The organism is Streptomyces sp. NPDC002206, from assembly GCF_053593595.1.
Map to the genome: position 1 here is coordinate 66,093 of NZ_JBSFCW010000030.1, position 14,845 is coordinate 80,937.

Here is a 14,845-nt window from a genome sequence, read left to right on the forward strand (position 1 = left end):
TGAACGTCGTTCACATGCATGAAAGGCGGGTCGGTTCGATGGCTTCTGTGGGGAACATCAGCAGACGTGGACTGCTGGGCAGCGCGGTGGCCGTGGCCGCAGCCGCGGCGACCGGCGTGATCAGCGCCGGCACCGCCCGGGCGGCTACCCGGGGCGGTCACGCTCCGGGCGGCGTCACCCCCCTCTGGCGCGAGTTCGCCGCCACCCCCTTCACCCACGCCCAGGTCCCGTTCATCGGCCGGGCCGGCTACCGGGGCGGCTCCGACCTCCCCCGGCACCACGATGTCGTCGCCAACGTCCTGCACTACGGCGCCGAACCGGACGGCTCCGCCGACGCCGCCCCCGCGATCAACCGTGCCATCGCCGCTGCCGGAGAGCGTGGCGGTGGCACGGTGCTCATCCCCGCAGGCACGTACCGCATCGACGACATCATCCGGATCGGTCACAGCAATGTGGTGGTGCGCGGTGCCGGCAGCGGACGCACGAAGCTGTACGCGACCAAGAACCTCACCGAGCTGATCGGCGTGTACGGCAGCCGCTACGGGGGCGACAAGTCCAGCTGGTCCTGGGCCGGCGGCCTCATCTGGCTCTGCCCCGAGGACCGTTGGACCTCGCTCACCGGCGCCATCAAGGCGAAGGCCTGGCCCTTCGAGGGCTGGACCGGCAACAAGCGCGACGAGTGGCAGACACTGACGACGGTCGCACCCGCCCGCCGCGGCGACCGGTCGATCACCGTCGAGTCCACGAAGCAGCTGAAGCGCGGCGGGATCGTCCTGCTCCGCCTCGCCGACGACGCCGACCACACCCTCCTGGAGCACATGGCGGGCGGCGGCCCCGGCCCTGAGGCGTACTACTGGGACGACAAGACCAAGCTGACCTCGTACGTTCCCTACGAGTGGCCGGTCCGCATCACCGCCGTACACGGGCACAAGGTCACCCTGGAGCGCCCGCTTCCGCTGGATGTGCGCCCCGAGTGGGACCCGCGCCTGACCACGCTCGCCACCCCGCTGACCGGCTCGGGCGTCGAGGGGCTCACCCTCGAGGCCGTCGAGACCCCGCAGTCGCAGCACCTGCTCGACAAGGGATACAACGGCGTCGCGTTCCAGTGCGCGTACGACTGCTGGGCGGACGACATCACCGTCCGCCACGTCGACAACGGCTTCGGGCTGATCGGCGCGTCCGCCTGCACCCTGCGCCGCACACGGGTCGAGGGCCGCGGCTCCCACCACCCGTACTACTGCCGTGAGGGCTCGCACGACAACCTGATCGAGGACTTCACCATCGCTCAGCGCACCGTCCCGGCGCCCGCCGGGACGCAGCTGCACGGCATCAATGTCGAGGGGCTGTCCAGCTACAACGTCTGGTCGCGCGGCGAGATGGAGATGGGGACGTTCGACTCGCACCGCGGGATGCCGTTCGCCAATGTCCGCACCGACATCACGGTGAACAACAACGGCCGGCACGGCGGCGATGCGAGCGCGGGACCGCTCTTCGGCGCCCGCTTCACGCACTGGAACATCAGGGTCACCAACGGGCGGGCCGGCCTGATGCGGATCGACGGGCTCGCCCCGTACAGCGCGACGGTCGGCGTCAGCGAGGTGACGGAGTTCGACCAGATCGATGTCCCGGACTTCACCGGCGACCTGCACACGCGGCTGGAGGCGTACGGCGCACCGGAAGCGGTGTGGCCGCCGAACCTGCACGACGCACAGCGCGCGCTGGTGCGCTGACGGGCGTCGGCGCTGCGGTCAGCCCCGGGTCCGCAGCGCCGACTCGACGTCCACCAGGGCCGATTCGAGCTGCGGCCCCACCTCGCGCCATACCCACTCGCGCATCTCGGCGGGGGAGCGGCGGGGGACGGTCTCCACCAGCATGATCAGGTAGAGATAGCAACGGTAGAGCGCGAGCCGCAGCCGCAGGGACGAGTCGAACACCACGGCCCCGCCCGACACCGACGCATACCCGGCGAGGAGATCCTCGTCCTTCTCCACATCCCCGAGCAGGGCGAGCGAGACGAAGTCGGCGGCCGGGTCGCCCCAGAACATCCGCTCCCCGTCGATGATCCCGCCGATCGTCCGGGCACCCGGCTCCCCGTCGACGAGCACATTGCCCTGCCACAGGTCGAAGTGGACGAGGGCGGGCCGGGTGACGTCGCCGAGGACGGGCGCCGCAGCGGCGAGCAGCGCGCGGATCCGGTCCGTCGGGCGCGGCAGCCGGGCGCTGTACGTGTCGGCGTCGGCGAGCACGGCGTCCGTCATCGCGGTGAACGCCTGCCGCCAGGTCGGGGCCAACGGGCCCAGCGCCTGGGCCGGATAGCCGAATCCGCCGGGCCCGGTGACGGAGTGCAGCCGCCCGACGAGCCGCCCCAGCTCATGCCTGAGCCGCCGCTCCTCGCGGTCCGCCAGGGCCGGGCTGATCCCGTACCAGGGCTGCCCGGGGCAGGCCGACATGATCAGGTACGGTCCGGTCGCGGAGCCGGGATCGAGCCGGCTCTGCACGACGCCGGGAACCGCGACGTCCCCCGTCGCTGCCGCTGCCGAGTAGAAGGTGACCTCGTTGACCAGGAGGTCGCGCTCGTAGCTCATCCCTGCGGCGGTCGGCGGCGGCGGTATTTTCACCACCCAGTCCCGCCCGTCGGTGAGCGTGACGCGGGTGACGGCGTTGTACGTGCCACCGGTGAGGGGACTGCACGCCGCAATGCGGTCCGCCCCGATTCCGATGTCGTCGAGGACGGTGGAGACGGCTGCTCGGCTCTGCATGTGCGGGCCCCTTTGCGCCGGTTGTGGACCGGACTGTTCTGCACCGGCCCGGTGTTTCACGAGATGATCACAACGCAATTACGATCAACTCCTGTGCCCGAATTGGTTGATCGTCAAACCACAGTCGGCTCATAGAGTTGGGCCATGAGATCTACTGTCATACGTCGCGCCGCTGTTGCCGCCTGCGCGGCCTCCCTCGCTCTGGCAGCCACCGCCTGCGGAAGCTCGGATTCCGGTAGCGGGGGCGCGGACGGCAAGAGCAAGGAGAGCGCTGCGGCCGAGCCCGCCGTGGCCAAGGCGCTGACCGCCGCCGAGCTGGACAAGGTGGCGCTGGTCCAGGGTGACGTCAAGGGACACAAGGTCAGCAAGGCGGGCAAGGACGACGCCGTCGCCGCGTCCGCCGTCACCGTGGACAACAAGGCCTGTGACACCTTCGCCGACGCACTGCTGGGCGCCCGGGTCGGCAAGCCCGTGGCGGCCAACCAGCGCAAGGTCGTCAGCGAGCCCAAGATGGACCAGAAGGAGAAGCAGGACAGCGCGGACGCGGAGGAGGCGTTCATCGCGGCCTTCGACATCACGACGACGATGACATCCCTCTCCTCGTACGACGGCAAGGGCGCCCAGGAGACGATCGACGGCCTGCGCACCGCGGCCACCGCGTGCTCCGGCGGCTTCGGCCTCACCGTGGTCGGCGACAAGCAGAAGGTCGTCAGGATCGAGGAGGAGAAGGTCTCGGGCGGCGAGGAGTCCGCGGCCTGGACGGTGACGGTGGAACAGGACGGCGAGAAGGCCCCGTTCAAGCTCGTGGTCGTGCGCCAGGGCGCCACCATCGCCTCGTTCACATCGCTCAACCTGGCGGCGTCCGGCACGGGCAAGGACTTCGGACTGCCGACCGCGGTGGTCGACGCACAGCTCGCCAAGCTGGTCTGAACAACGGGACTCGTCCGGGCAACGGGCCCTGGGGCGAACGTTCTCAGGGCAGCGGGACGAGCCGCACCACGGTGACCGTGAGAACGGATCCGGAGACGTAATAGAGCACGATGGCCCCGAGGACCGTCGCCTCGCGGCGGTCGTGCTCGCTCTTGACGGCCGACGACCCGTGCCCGTACGGGTCGCGCCCCAAGGTCCGCGCCATCTCGTCGCGGAACGTACCGCTCTCCCGCATCTTGGCCAGGGTGTCGTCGGCGGGCGGGGCGTAGGAGATGCGGAAACTCAAGAGACGCTCCGCCTCTCCGCCTCGTCCTGCGCCAGCCGGTCCAGGATCCGCTCGGCCTCGGGATCGGGCACGGCCTCCAGCATCCAGTGCCGCATGACCGCCTGGATCTCGTGCACCCCGGCCTCGTTGATGGCACGGTCGAACTCCTCGCGTCTGTCCTCGGGGAGCGTGGCACGGATGTCCGGGATGCTGTTGGGCACTTCGACTTCGGTGCCGCCGACAAAGGTCTTCAGAGGCTCACCCATGCTCGTTCTCCCGATCTCTCAACGCGCGCGCCCCAATCTAGGGGCTGTAACGCCCTTCAGTGCGACAGGGAATGGTCACGGCGGTATGGACGCAGAGCCAAGTAACTGTGGACTCGGTGCCAACGACTTCCCCACCGCGATCCCGGCAAGCTGATGCGGCACGGGGCGCCGGATGGCTTCGGCGTCATGGGCCGCGAACTGTCGCACAGTGAGACGGAATCTGAGACGGGGGTGTCTCCTCGGTCCATCGGTGGCGGAAGCGCGCGCCGTTACCTTCGCCGTGGATGAGGAAGTCGTCGATCGGTCCCCGAAGTCGGAGACTGATACAAGGGTCAGCTCGAGTGCATCGACAGCGTCCAGGGCCCTGGTGATCTCAACCTTGTTGCCATCGCCGTTCTCCACGGCTCTGGTCCATGCCTCCACCGTTGGCCACAGCGGCTCCCAAGCGGGAGTCGGCGAGAAGCGACATCTATGACAAGACCGCCACCATCTATCTCGCCGCCATCTTCATCTGGTCAGCCACGTGATCCGAGAGAAGACGGCCTAGCGATTCCTCCAGTTGACGAAGGACACCTCGTCCTCCAGGATCACGCTGATCTTCTGCTGTCGAAACGCCTTGTCACTCAGGAGCCTGCGAAGGAACTCGGCCATCCCGAGTGGGTGCAACTGCATCTCGGGGTTGGTGTGCCTCCCGCAGATCAGCACCGGCCATCGATCCGGGTCGTCGTCCGTGGTCACCCAGCAGTAGATGTCCGCCCCCGACGTGGTGGCCCACGCCACGATGGACTCGGGGTCCACGTCGAAGTCGGCCTCGGCGCGGCACATTTCCCAGGTGTAACGGGCGCTCTCCGTCTCGTCCCGCAAGCCTGGGCCATCCCGGTACGGCCACCCGTTGGCATGCGGCGCCGGCAGATCGATGCTGATCGTGTCGCTGATCGCCCCCGCCCCGTAGACCTCCATGAACCGGACGTAGTCCGTGGGGAACCGGGTCCCCCAGATCGCCTCGACCTCGCTCCAGTCGATCCGCTCGTCCACCCCGTGGGCCACCGGCATGAGTTCGGCAAGTGCCGCCACCGCGTCTCTCCCGCGCATGTCCCACCCTTCATCCCGCCACCCGCACCGCGCGACGTGTCGTATCTGAGGTTCAACTTACGAGAACCACCCCTGCGACGAATCTCTGGGGCGCTGCCTCCGGTGCCTCGACAAGATCCGAAGGAAACGGCCTAGCCCAGACGCCAGCCGCAACCCTCCGCTCCCGCCTCCTGACCCCGAGCACGTTCCGTCCCTCCCCGGCGCTACGCTCCGGTTGATCACCGAACCGGGGAGGGGACATGGCCGAGGGCCGGGAAGCGACGGACGCCGTCGCGGAGAGACCGGTGGAGCTGGCCTACCGGCACACCGTTGACGACCTCGCGGCAGCGATCCGCACCCGGGCGAAGACCACCAGGGCGGGCCTTTTCCGGCGCCGCCTGCGGATCTTCACGCTGGTGGTCACGGCCGTCGGATTCCTGCTCTCGACGCTCGGCGACGGCCACCGTGACACACCGTGGCACCTGTACCTGGCGCTGGCGTTCGTTGCCTTCATGACCGCCGTGCCGCGGCTGCAGGCCCGCCAGCTCCACCGGCTCAGCGAGCGGCAGGGCGACTTCCGCGTCGTCGTCGACGAGACCGGGATCCGTCTCACCACCGCCCACAGCTCGGGCACTCTCGACTGGCACCTGTACCCGCGCTATGTCGAGACCCCGGAGCTGTTCGTGCTGCTCAGCGCCGACAAGTCCGCCGTCGGCGTCGTCGTCCTGCCCAAGCGCGGCCTGAGCAACCCGGAGGACGCGGGCCAGCTGCGGGCGATCCTCGATCGGCACCTCGTACGCGCGGATGCCGCTGTGGCGCCGGACGCCGATAGGACACCGAGCCGGGGCCGGGCCGTCCGGCGCGGAGCGGGCGTCGTCGGGCTGCTGCTCCTCGGGCTGGTCCTGTTCTTCTTCGCCTACGCCGCCGTCCAGAAGGCCGCGGACCCAGATGGCCTCCCCGGGCTCCAGCACAACAACGCGCCGGTCTCTGCCGTCGCCCTGATCCTGGGGTTGCCTGCCGTCGCCGGCGCATGGTGGGCCGTACGGCGGATGAAGGTGATGCGGATCGTGACCGCCGTGCTCGCCGCAGCCGTGCTGCTGGTCGGCGGCGCCGCCCTCTACCGCATCGGGCCGATGCTGCACTGCTGGGGCTCAGACCGGATCACCCAGGGCCCCGACGGCGACTACGCCTGCTACGACTTCTGAGCGAGCCCGGAGCTCACTCCTCTTCGGCACCTGCGGCGCAGCCGCCGCAGGTGCCGAAGAGCTCGATGAAGTAGAGAAAGTTCTACCGCGCTCGCTTACGCCGATGGTGAGCCGCTGTGGGCGAGTCGTTCACAGCACCCCCAGCTCGGTGTCGGGCCGGCAGTGGATGCATGCCCGGATCCCGTCGGCGAGGGCGGCGAGGGCCTGCTCTCGGGTGATGGCCCGCTGGCGCTTCCCCGCCGCGTAGCACCCGCCGACATGGACTTCGATGGGTCGGGCCCCTACGCCGATGCTCAGCTCGACAACCCAGTCCGGCGTCGGCGGCCGCCGCTCCTCACCCTGCTGCCGCTCTCTCTCCCGCTGCTCCGCCGCCGCGATCGCCTCGTCGATGCGCTCCACCCACATGGCATGCCATGTCCGCAACGTACGGAGCCGCGGCAGGTCGCTCGGGAAGAGTTCGGACATGTGTTCGAGTCTACGTCGGGCGCTTGAGTGTCATATGTGGGCGTATCGTTCGGAAGCCGACGAGAGGAGGCGCACGCATGACCGACGCTGACCTGCTGCGATCCCTCGGAGTCGACCCGTCGCAGCTGGATCCCGCCCCACCATGGGTACCCAGGGCCGGCGCCGAGCGGCTCGACGGCAGTCATCCGTGCGCGCTCTGCGGCAAGCCCGCCAGAGCGACCGTGGGCGTCGACACACCCAGGCATGGTCGCCGATGGTTGGACCGCTGCATGCCCTGCTTCATCGCCACCACCCCACGCGGTGGTCCCCGCGAGCCGCTCGCGGACACACTGGCCGTTCTGCGGGAGGCAGCCCGGGAGGCGGGTGCCACCGTGACCATCAGGACCGACGAGTCGTAGCGGCCCTGATCCAGCTGCGTGAAACACGAGCGGCCGCCGTTGCACCTTCGTTCGGTGCAACGGCGACCGCTCGGTCTGCTGCTCATCTGATGCGGTCAGATGATGAGGCAGGCGGCCCATGTCGCACCCCGGGTCCCGCCCTTTACCGTGCGGACGACCTCATCAACGGGAGGCTAGCAGTGGCGCACACCCTCCCAATACGGCCAGCCCAGATGCTGGCGACCTCTTCGTCCCGAACGCGATCGCGTGCGTAAGTGACCTTGTTGGTCTGCCATTTGGCCTGGGATGAGGCGCAAGGTTCTGTCCGTAGTCGTCTACGGGAGTACGGGGAGGGCTGTTGTTGTTGGCCCCCCGTTTAGCCCCGCGCGCCGGCCAATCATCGGTTTGGTTGGTGCACGCTTTCCAACTGTGCGAGTGGCCGTCCGTGAGCGTTCATGGACGGCCATTCGGCAGATCAGAGAGGGCTGGCGTACGTCGGCGAACTAAGGCGGGCGTGAGCGAACTGGACAAGGAACAGGACAACGAGCGGCGGTGAAGGAGGCCTTGTCCTGTGGGTGCTGGCCCAAGCTCGCTGTCAGTGTGGTGCTCTACGGCCTTCTGATCCGTAGGCGGGTGCGCCGTTGAGGCTGGCCAGCCTCTCGCGGGAGAAGTCTTGCCCGTGAGCGGACACCAGTACGTGCGTGGGTGCCGATGTACACGGCCGTTGATGTCAGGCGTTGATGTCAGGCGCTGATACCAGGCCCGCCGGCACCGCGGACATCACTTCACCACGACGTTGTCCCCGGACGACGTCGACGGCCCGGTGGTGGTGTTGCCGTAGTACACCCAGCGCCACGTACCCGTCTTGGAGGCCTTCACGGTCGTCCTGAGATCACCCGAGCCGTTCGCGTACACCTTCTTCACCGTGGTGTAGGAGGCGGCGCCGGCAGGCTTGAACTGCAGGCTCACCAGGCGGCCTCCGTAGGAGGCGTACTTCCTCGTCTCCCAGTTGGCCCGCGTGACCTTTCCGGTCACGGTGATGGTCCTGTCCTTGGACACCGGTTCGGGCGAGGCGTTGACGGTCAGGCGGGAGTTGCGCTTGACGTGGACCGTCAGACCCTCGTCGTCGGTGTCACCACCGCCGCCCTCGAAGGACACCTCGGCCCCGACCTTCCAGGCCCCGGCCTCGCTGTTGCGCATGGCCCATATGCTCGGGTCGAAGTACATCGTCTCGTTGATGTCGCAGACGCCCGAGCTCACCTTGATGCAGTCGCTCGTCTCGATGGCGTGCCACAGCCGATCACCCGCACCACCGCGGTACAGGAACACCGCCGGCCACTTCCACTTGTGAGTGGTCGCCATCCGGAAGGAGGCGGGCACCGCCACCTCCTTCGACACCCCGATCACAATCGGCTTGCCGCCGTTCACCTGGACACGGGTGAACGAGACCCCACCCTCGGCCGCCCCGGCTGGCACCGCGGACACGGCAGTGAACACCGCCGCCGCTCCACCGGCCACGACGACTCTCCAGACCTGCTTCCCCACCTGATCCCCAATCTCCGTACGGAAAGGCACCAAAGGCTCATCCCTCCAGCGCCTTACAGACAGCCGGCATCCACACGGGGTTGTACACCCGCGCATCACAATGGGGCATCAGACAATCCCCGCCGCTCCACCCCAGGCGGGTGCACCTCAGCGGCCAACGATCCGGGGCTGGAGATCAGCGCAGAGTGCACGGCTGCCACGCCACCGAAAATGACCGCCGTGATGCGTCGTTGTACGCCTGTGTTGATGTCAGGGATTGATGTCAGCCCGTCAGCGCGAACAGGACGAAGGCACTGGTGGGCCAGCCTGCGGGACGATTGAGGTACAGGCGGGTGCGCACACCGATCACCTGGCCTCCCCTGGCCACCGGGGCCTGTTGGCCAGGATGCACCTGTACGCCGGCGTGTCCCTGTGTACGCCGATGTTGATGTCAGGCAAGAGGGCCCAGGCCGCGAAAATGCCCCTGAGTCGCGCCGTCTGCGCAGCTCAGGGGCATGATCAAAAAAGCTACTTCTTCTTGCCCTGGGTCTGGCGGGCCCGTCTTCCGGCCCTGGTCGGGAGGGTGCATGCCGCAACTGACCTGCGGTTTGGCTGTCATGATTGGTCGTTGTTGGCCGTTGCTTGTCGCCCTCGGAGGGCCCAGAGAGGGCCCAGAGGGGGCCCGGTGGCGTCGCCCCGGACCCTCATCGCGAAGAGGAGCAGCCGCGCGAGCGGGCGGCCTCGACAGATCCCCACCCTGACCTATGAGGTCACCACTGGCAGAACGCGACGGTTGCGTCATCGCCTGACTTGTAGCGGGGCCATCGACGTCCCGGACTCAGTCCGTGTTCGTGCTCGCCCCCGAGCACTCCGCTCCCTGTCTCTGGCCACGGCCACCGCCGAGACAGGGAGCGGTTCGTGCGTCGAGGGCTCGCTCACCAAGGGGCTGGCCACAGGTTTGGCCCGCCCCCTCGTCAGCCGAGCGGCCTCAGCGGTAATGCGGCTCAGCAGTGTGCGGGCTTCTTGGGTCCGGGGGTGGATCGGATGCAGGAACTGCTCGCAGGCGTTCAACGCCTGCCGGGCTGTGGCTTCCGCCTCGCTGCGGCGGCCCAGGCCATACAGCGCTGTGGCCGTGCCGATGTCTCGAGCCCCGCTCGCGGCGCGGACCCGGTCTGCCGTGAGCCGACGGGCCTCGGCCAAAGCTTCGTTGTACCGGCCCCGCCTGTTCAGGCTGCGCACCAGGACTCGCTGCAGGACGGCAGCCGTGTCCGTGTCCGCGCGAGGCAGATTGCCGCGGGCAATGGCCTCAGCCTCTTCGTAACGGCCCTGCCCGCACAGGGCAGCTGCCAGGTTGGCCAAAGTGGTCAGCTCGATTTCCCACACCTTGGTGAGGTGCGCGAGACGGGTTGCGGCCCGCAGTATGCCGTCCGCTTCGGCCTCCGCCTCCGTGTACCGCTTCTGTTCGACGAGGACCACGACGCGGTTTACCCGAACCTCCAGCAGCAACACCCGCCCCGTGCCAGTCATCCGCTCCAAATCCGCGATCAGGGCCTCCAGCTCAGCCAGCACCTCGGCTCCACGCCCGTGAGCAATGGCTGCCGCCGTGGCCAAGGCCCCGGCCAGCCACTCCACAACCTGGCCCCGGTCCCAGAAGCGCCGGGACGCGGCCGCAAGGGCTCTCGCCCCGGCCTCGGCCTCCTCGTACTCGCCCACTTCGAACAGATCCCGCAGGCGGTCGTAGACCACCGCCTGCGAAGGGGGCAGCTGGTCCCCTGCCCACCGACCTCGCTCGCGGCCCCACACCGTTCGTATGAACTTCACCAGCCGCGAGGCTACGTGAACCCCAAGGCTGCCTTCGACACCCCAGCAACAGCTGTCACTCAAACTGCGATGAGACCTGCTCACGTAGCGCGCCGTAGAGGCGCCGTGCGCGGGCCTTGATAAAGCAGGGGAACGCGCCCCCTTCTCCACGGCAGAGATTGACACCTTGGGCGGCGCACGCTTTCCAACTCTGCACGGCCCCGTTCGTGCTGGTTCACGGTCGTCCGCGGGCCGGGCCACTGGGCTGCTCGCCGGAGACCTGAACGGCCGCGAACGGCTGCGAATGAGGCTGTCGATAAGACTGCTGGATTGCCCGCAAGGCAGCCGTAGACCCGCAGCACGTTCGAGTTGGGGATGAGGGCTGCCGCTCTGTGCCACTGTCGGTCGTCGTTGGTCAGCGCCATGCCCAGATGCGGCTGGGGACACCTGGGTACAAGCTGGAAGTGGGCCAGCCGGATAGAAGCGGCTTTGAGGGGTGGCAATGTTCCGCGCGCAGCTGGGCCGTCGCCACGCCCACGACCCCTTCGACCTGCCCACGCTCCAGTCCCGTCTCACCGGCACGGACTTCTACTCCGACGCGGACTTCACCCAGTACGGCCTGGACGACGCGGCGGTCACCGCCCTGCGTGCCTGGGCCCAGCACTGGTCGGATGACATCGCCGAGCGGCTGATGGAGGAGGGCGAGTCGCCCGACGAGGAGTCTCCTGAGTGACGGCCGCCCGGCAGCCGCCGGGGGCGTGGGGCCGACGACGTGAACACCCAGGCTCCTGGTAAGAGAATGGCAAGAGGCTGGTAAAGTCCGCTCACTTGGGCGGGGCAGGGGGCCCTCGCCGGGAGGGACTCTCACGTGGGCAGACATGCCCTGGGACGGGGCGGTCTGACCGTCGCTGTCTCCGCACTCTCGGTCGCCGTCGCGGCCGTCACCGTGGTCTCGGGGGGCGGCGAGCCGGCCCGCGCGGCCACCGCACAGACAGCGGGAACGACGGAGATTCTCCTTCAGGACCCGCGCACGGAAACGACGCGTTCGGACCGCGTGCTCGCGGCCGGCGAGACCGGCTTCCTGCACCGGCAGGCCGGTGGAGCCGGGCTGCTCTGGACGAACTACGAGGACGGCGGCACCACCACCGTCACCACCCCGCCCGGCAACGCCGGTGCGGGCCAGCCGTACCAGCCGACCACCACCAGCTGCTACGACATCAGCGCCACCTGCCCCTCGGGCACGTTCGGACAGGGCGCCGACACCGTCGCGCTCCCGCACCGGTCGTACACCGAACCCGTCTCACTGTGGACGCCCGGCGGAGCGGACGGCGGCACGCTGCGCACGCTGGACATGCCGCGGCTGGACTACGTCGGCACGTACGGCGGGACTGTCGTGGCGGCCGAGCAGAACACCAGCGTCGACGGCTCGCCCCAGCCTGGCACCGGGCTGGAACTGCTGGACTACGTCGACGGCAAGCAGCGCACCCGCGTGGTGACCGGAGGCCCGGCCGACAAGGTCTGGAAGACGGGCGTCACCTCCGTGCGCACCGGAGACGCCAAGGGCGCGCTGCTCGCGTACCCGGGCGCCGCCGACTCGACCGGCGCCGCGACCTTCGACATCCACTACCTCGACTTCGCCACCGCGGAGCTCACCCAGGTCTTCTCCGGCGCCGGGAGCGGGCTGTCACTCTCCCTCTCCGGTGACCGGATCGGCTGGTACACCCAGGCCGCGGGCCTGCACCTCCGGTCCCGCGCGGACCTCGCCGCCGAGGAGACGGTCCCGGTGGCGGGCAACGGCACGGCCGGCTCCCCTGTGCTCGTCGGGAACTGGCTCGTCCTGGTGGCGGACCGGGGCCCCGTCACGGCCGTCTCGCTGACCGATGGCACCACGAAGACCCTGCTGACCCGCTCGTACGGCGACCCCGTCGCCGCCCCCGACGGCTCCGCCCTCGTCACCGGCGGCACGAGCACCACCGACTGGTGGGTGCAGCGCGTCGTCCAGGGCGCCGACGGCACCCCGCGGCTGGAGAAGGTGGCCAAGGTGCCGCCGTACGAGAACCCCAAGACGGGCCTCGCGCTCAGCCGGGGCAGCCTGCGCGTGGCGGAGCGCGACCCCGCCGTCAGCAGCACTATGGACGCCACGTCCGTGCGCACGCTGACGACGAACGGCAGCACCATGCTCACCGCGTCCGACGCCACGGCCGGCGACAAGGTCTCGGCCGTGTGCCCGTACCCGGGCACCTCTTGCTCGGCGATGTGGGGCAACAAGGTCACCGCCCCCCGGGACGCCTACCTCGAGACGTTTTACGACGCCGACGAGGGCGGATCGGGTCTGTCGGACGCGGACCGGGTGGCCCGCGTCGGCGACGGCTCGGGCGTTCCCGACCTTGAGTTCGGCACCGAGAAGGGCGCGATCGTCGACGTGTCCGACGACTACGCGGTCTACAACTCGGGCGGCTCCGCCCCGATGCAGTACGTGGGCCACTTCGGCTACGGCCAGAAGCTGAAGCGCTCGGTCCGCGCCGCGGCCCTGAACGGGCCCGTCCTGTGGAGCGCCACCGCCACCGCCGGCCAGGTCACCTCCTACAGCCTCACCACGGACAAGACCCTCACCACGGTCACGGTCCCCGGCGCCGGCTGTGTGCCGACCGAGCTGCAGGCGGCGGGCCGCTGGCTGTACTGGGCCTGCGGCACGGCCTCAGCGGGCGTGTACGACACCAAGGCCGGCACGTCCGCCGCCGTGGCCCCCGGTGACGTGCTGCTCGGCGACGGCTTCACCGTCCGCCACGACCACGCCGCCGACGAGTTGGTCCTCACCGACGCGGCCACCGGCGCCACCCGCGTGGTCGCCGCGAAGGTCCCGGACACCGGCCTGGCCGCCGACCGCCGCTACCGCTGGACGGTCGACGAGTACACGGGCCTGGTCGCCTGGTTCGACGCGTTCGAGCAGACGCACGTCGCCACCACCGGCGTGACCCCGTCCGCCCTGACCGCGTTCGACTCGAGCGCCGACAGCTACGCCGCGCCTTCCACCGCCGACTCCTGGACGGGTTCGTGGCTGCTGTCCCGCCCTGTCGGCTCCTGGTCGCTCACCTTCACCTCGGTGGAGAGCGGCGAGACCGGAAAGGCGAGCCGCTCGGTCACCGGCGGTGCGAGCGCCGCCCGGGTCTCGGCGGGCTGGAACGGCAAGACCGCGAGCGGGGCCCGCTTCCCCAACGGCCGGTTCACCTGGACCCTGAAGGCGACGGGCCTGAACACGTCCACCGCCACCACCGTGGCAACCGGCAGCGGCTTCCTCAACAACGGGGCACCGGTACGGCACGACTTCGGCAGCCCCGACGGCCCGGACGGCACTGGCGACCTGCTGACCCTCAACTCCTCGGGCGCCCTGACCTTCCAGAGGGGCACGGGCGCGGGGACGTTCTCGAGCAAGGTCAGCGGCAGCGGCTGGGCGACCAGCGTCAAGGCGGTCCCGTTCGGCGACCTGAGCGGGGACCGGTGCAACGACGTCCTGGTGCGCTACAGCAGCGGGGTCCTGCGCCTGTACAAGCCGGGCTGCGGCGCGGCGCTCAAGCCGACGACGTCGTACACCACGCTGGCGACCAGCGGCTGGACCCAGTACGACGTGCTGACCTCTCCGGGTGACATCAGCGGTGACGGCCGACCCGACCTGATCGCGCGCAACGCCTCGACCGGCGCGGTGTACCTGTACAAGGGCACCAGCACGGGCAAGCTGTCCGCGCGCGTGAAGCTGTACGACAGCTGGAAGGGCTACAAGAAGATCGTCGGCACCGGTGACCTCAACGGTGACGGCATCGGCGACCTGGTCGTCCAGGACACCTCGAACACCCTGTACCGCTACAACGGCACCGGCAAGGGCACGTTCGGCGCCCGCGCCAAGGTGTTCGGCAACTGGGGCGGCACGTACAACGCCGTCGTCGGTGTCGGCGACCTCAACCGTGACGGCAAGGCGGACATCGTCGTCCGGGACAGCGCGGGCAAGCTGTACCGCAACTACGGTGACGGGAAGGGGTCGTTCGGGTCCCGTACCCAGATCGCCACCGGCTGGGGCGGGTACAAGGCCCTCTCCTAGTACTCCAGCAGTACTTTGTGGCTTGACCTGGGGAAACGTCGAGCGGTGGGAGTGTAGCGGGCAGGTTGCCGTCACGGACGGCTTCTGCCC

At 69.3% G+C, this 14,845-nt stretch carries 13 protein-coding genes; 6 read left to right on the forward strand and 7 right to left on the reverse strand.

The annotated features are described in order from the left end of the window. The first annotated feature begins 38 nt into the window (after positions 1-38). Positions 39-1,730, forward strand: a complete 1,692-nt coding sequence (locus tag ACWCP8_RS33390; protein ID WP_451119960.1) for a glycosyl hydrolase family 28-related protein — start codon at positions 39-41, stop codon at positions 1,728-1,730. 18 nt (positions 1,731-1,748) lie between these two features. Here the strand turns inward: ACWCP8_RS33390 and ACWCP8_RS33395 are convergent, their stop codons facing one another. Next, the gene (locus tag ACWCP8_RS33395; protein ID WP_451119962.1) at positions 1,749-2,759 is read right to left on the reverse strand and encodes a phosphotransferase family protein; all 1,011 of its coding nucleotides are present in this window, start codon (positions 2,757-2,759) and stop codon (positions 1,749-1,751) included. Between the two features lie 144 nt (positions 2,760-2,903). On the opposite strand from ACWCP8_RS33395, the gene ACWCP8_RS33400 reads away from it, so the two are divergent. Beyond that, a complete protein-coding gene (locus ACWCP8_RS33400; RefSeq protein ID WP_451119964.1) occupies positions 2,904-3,689 on the forward strand; it encodes a hypothetical protein in 786 nt (261 codons plus the stop codon). 43 nt (positions 3,690-3,732) lie between these two features. On the opposite strand, the gene ACWCP8_RS33405 is transcribed toward ACWCP8_RS33400, so the two are convergent. The 3 genes from ACWCP8_RS33405 to ACWCP8_RS33415 form a co-directional block, all read right to left on the reverse strand. Next, complete coding sequence (locus tag ACWCP8_RS33405; RefSeq protein ID WP_313938475.1) at positions 3,733-3,975, reverse strand: hypothetical protein; 243 nt, start codon at positions 3,973-3,975, stop codon at positions 3,733-3,735. Then, a complete protein-coding gene (locus ACWCP8_RS33410; RefSeq protein WP_326605003.1) occupies positions 3,972-4,220 on the reverse strand; it encodes a hypothetical protein in 249 nt (82 codons plus the stop codon). Before ACWCP8_RS33410 ends, ACWCP8_RS33405 begins: the two co-directional genes overlap by 4 nt. Before the next feature lie 543 nt (positions 4,221-4,763). Next, entirely contained in the window at positions 4,764-5,312 is a 549-nt protein-coding gene (locus ACWCP8_RS33415) for an SMI1/KNR4 family protein (RefSeq protein WP_451119966.1), read from the reverse strand. 239 nt (positions 5,313-5,551) lie between these two features. Between ACWCP8_RS33415 and ACWCP8_RS33420 the strand changes: the two genes are divergently transcribed. Next, positions 5,552-6,496 (forward strand): YcxB family protein, encoded by a 945-nt coding sequence (locus ACWCP8_RS33420; protein WP_451119968.1) that lies wholly within the window; start codon positions 5,552-5,554, stop codon positions 6,494-6,496. 129 nt (positions 6,497-6,625) lie between these two features. On the opposite strand, the gene ACWCP8_RS33425 is transcribed toward ACWCP8_RS33420, so the two are convergent. Next, entirely contained in the window at positions 6,626-6,961 is a 336-nt protein-coding gene (locus ACWCP8_RS33425; protein WP_451119970.1) for a DUF6233 domain-containing protein, read from the reverse strand. Positions 6,962-7,038: 77 nt separating this feature from the next. On the opposite strand from ACWCP8_RS33425, the gene ACWCP8_RS33430 reads away from it, so the two are divergent. Beyond that, positions 7,039-7,359: a hypothetical protein gene (locus ACWCP8_RS33430; RefSeq protein ID WP_352266800.1), complete on the forward strand. Its 321-nt coding sequence runs from the start codon at positions 7,039-7,041 to the stop codon at positions 7,357-7,359. A gap of 759 nt (positions 7,360-8,118) precedes the next feature. Here the strand turns inward: ACWCP8_RS33430 and ACWCP8_RS33435 are convergent. Together ACWCP8_RS33435 and ACWCP8_RS33440 are read right to left on the reverse strand one after the other, a co-directional pair. Continuing rightward, positions 8,119-8,883 (reverse strand): hypothetical protein, encoded by a 765-nt coding sequence (locus ACWCP8_RS33435; RefSeq protein ID WP_383933462.1) that lies wholly within the window; start codon positions 8,881-8,883, stop codon positions 8,119-8,121. 777 nt (positions 8,884-9,660) lie between these two features. Further along, a complete protein-coding gene (locus ACWCP8_RS33440; RefSeq protein ID WP_451119973.1) occupies positions 9,661-10,683 on the reverse strand; it encodes a tetratricopeptide repeat protein in 1,023 nt (340 codons plus the stop codon). Between the two features lie 481 nt (positions 10,684-11,164). Here ACWCP8_RS33440 and ACWCP8_RS33445 point away from each other — a divergent pair, with 481 nt between their 5' ends. Both ACWCP8_RS33445 and ACWCP8_RS33450 read left to right on the forward strand, forming a co-directional pair. Then, a complete protein-coding gene (locus tag ACWCP8_RS33445) occupies positions 11,165-11,395 on the forward strand; it encodes a hypothetical protein (RefSeq protein WP_451119975.1) in 231 nt (76 codons plus the stop codon). Positions 11,396-11,530: 135 nt separating this feature from the next. Further along, positions 11,531-14,755 (forward strand): FG-GAP repeat domain-containing protein, encoded by a 3,225-nt coding sequence (locus tag ACWCP8_RS33450; protein ID WP_451119977.1) that lies wholly within the window; start codon positions 11,531-11,533, stop codon positions 14,753-14,755. Positions 14,756-14,845 lie beyond the last annotated feature (90 nt).

Bases quoted from the DNA above. Each gene is read 5' to 3' on its own strand.
- ACWCP8_RS33430 (WP_352266800.1), top strand. From the start codon at position 7,039: ATGACCGACGCTGACCTGCTGCGATCCCTCGGAGTCGACCCGTCGCAG.
- ACWCP8_RS33410 (WP_326605003.1), bottom strand. From the start codon at position 4,220: ATGGGTGAGCCTCTGAAGACCTTTGTCGGCGGCACCGAAGTCGAAGTG.
- ACWCP8_RS33395 (WP_451119962.1), bottom strand. From the start codon at position 2,759: ATGCAGAGCCGAGCAGCCGTCTCCACCGTCCTCGACGACATCGGAATC.
- ACWCP8_RS33420 (WP_451119968.1), top strand. From the start codon at position 5,552: ATGGCCGAGGGCCGGGAAGCGACGGACGCCGTCGCGGAGAGACCGGTG.
- ACWCP8_RS33400 (WP_451119964.1), top strand. From the start codon at position 2,904: ATGAGATCTACTGTCATACGTCGCGCCGCTGTTGCCGCCTGCGCGGCC.
- ACWCP8_RS33415 (WP_451119966.1), bottom strand. From the start codon at position 5,312: ATGCGCGGGAGAGACGCGGTGGCGGCACTTGCCGAACTCATGCCGGTG.
- ACWCP8_RS33425 (WP_451119970.1), bottom strand. From the start codon at position 6,961: ATGTCCGAACTCTTCCCGAGCGACCTGCCGCGGCTCCGTACGTTGCGG.
- ACWCP8_RS33390 (WP_451119960.1), top strand. From the start codon at position 39: ATGGCTTCTGTGGGGAACATCAGCAGACGTGGACTGCTGGGCAGCGCG.
- ACWCP8_RS33445 (WP_451119975.1), top strand. From the start codon at position 11,165: ATGTTCCGCGCGCAGCTGGGCCGTCGCCACGCCCACGACCCCTTCGAC.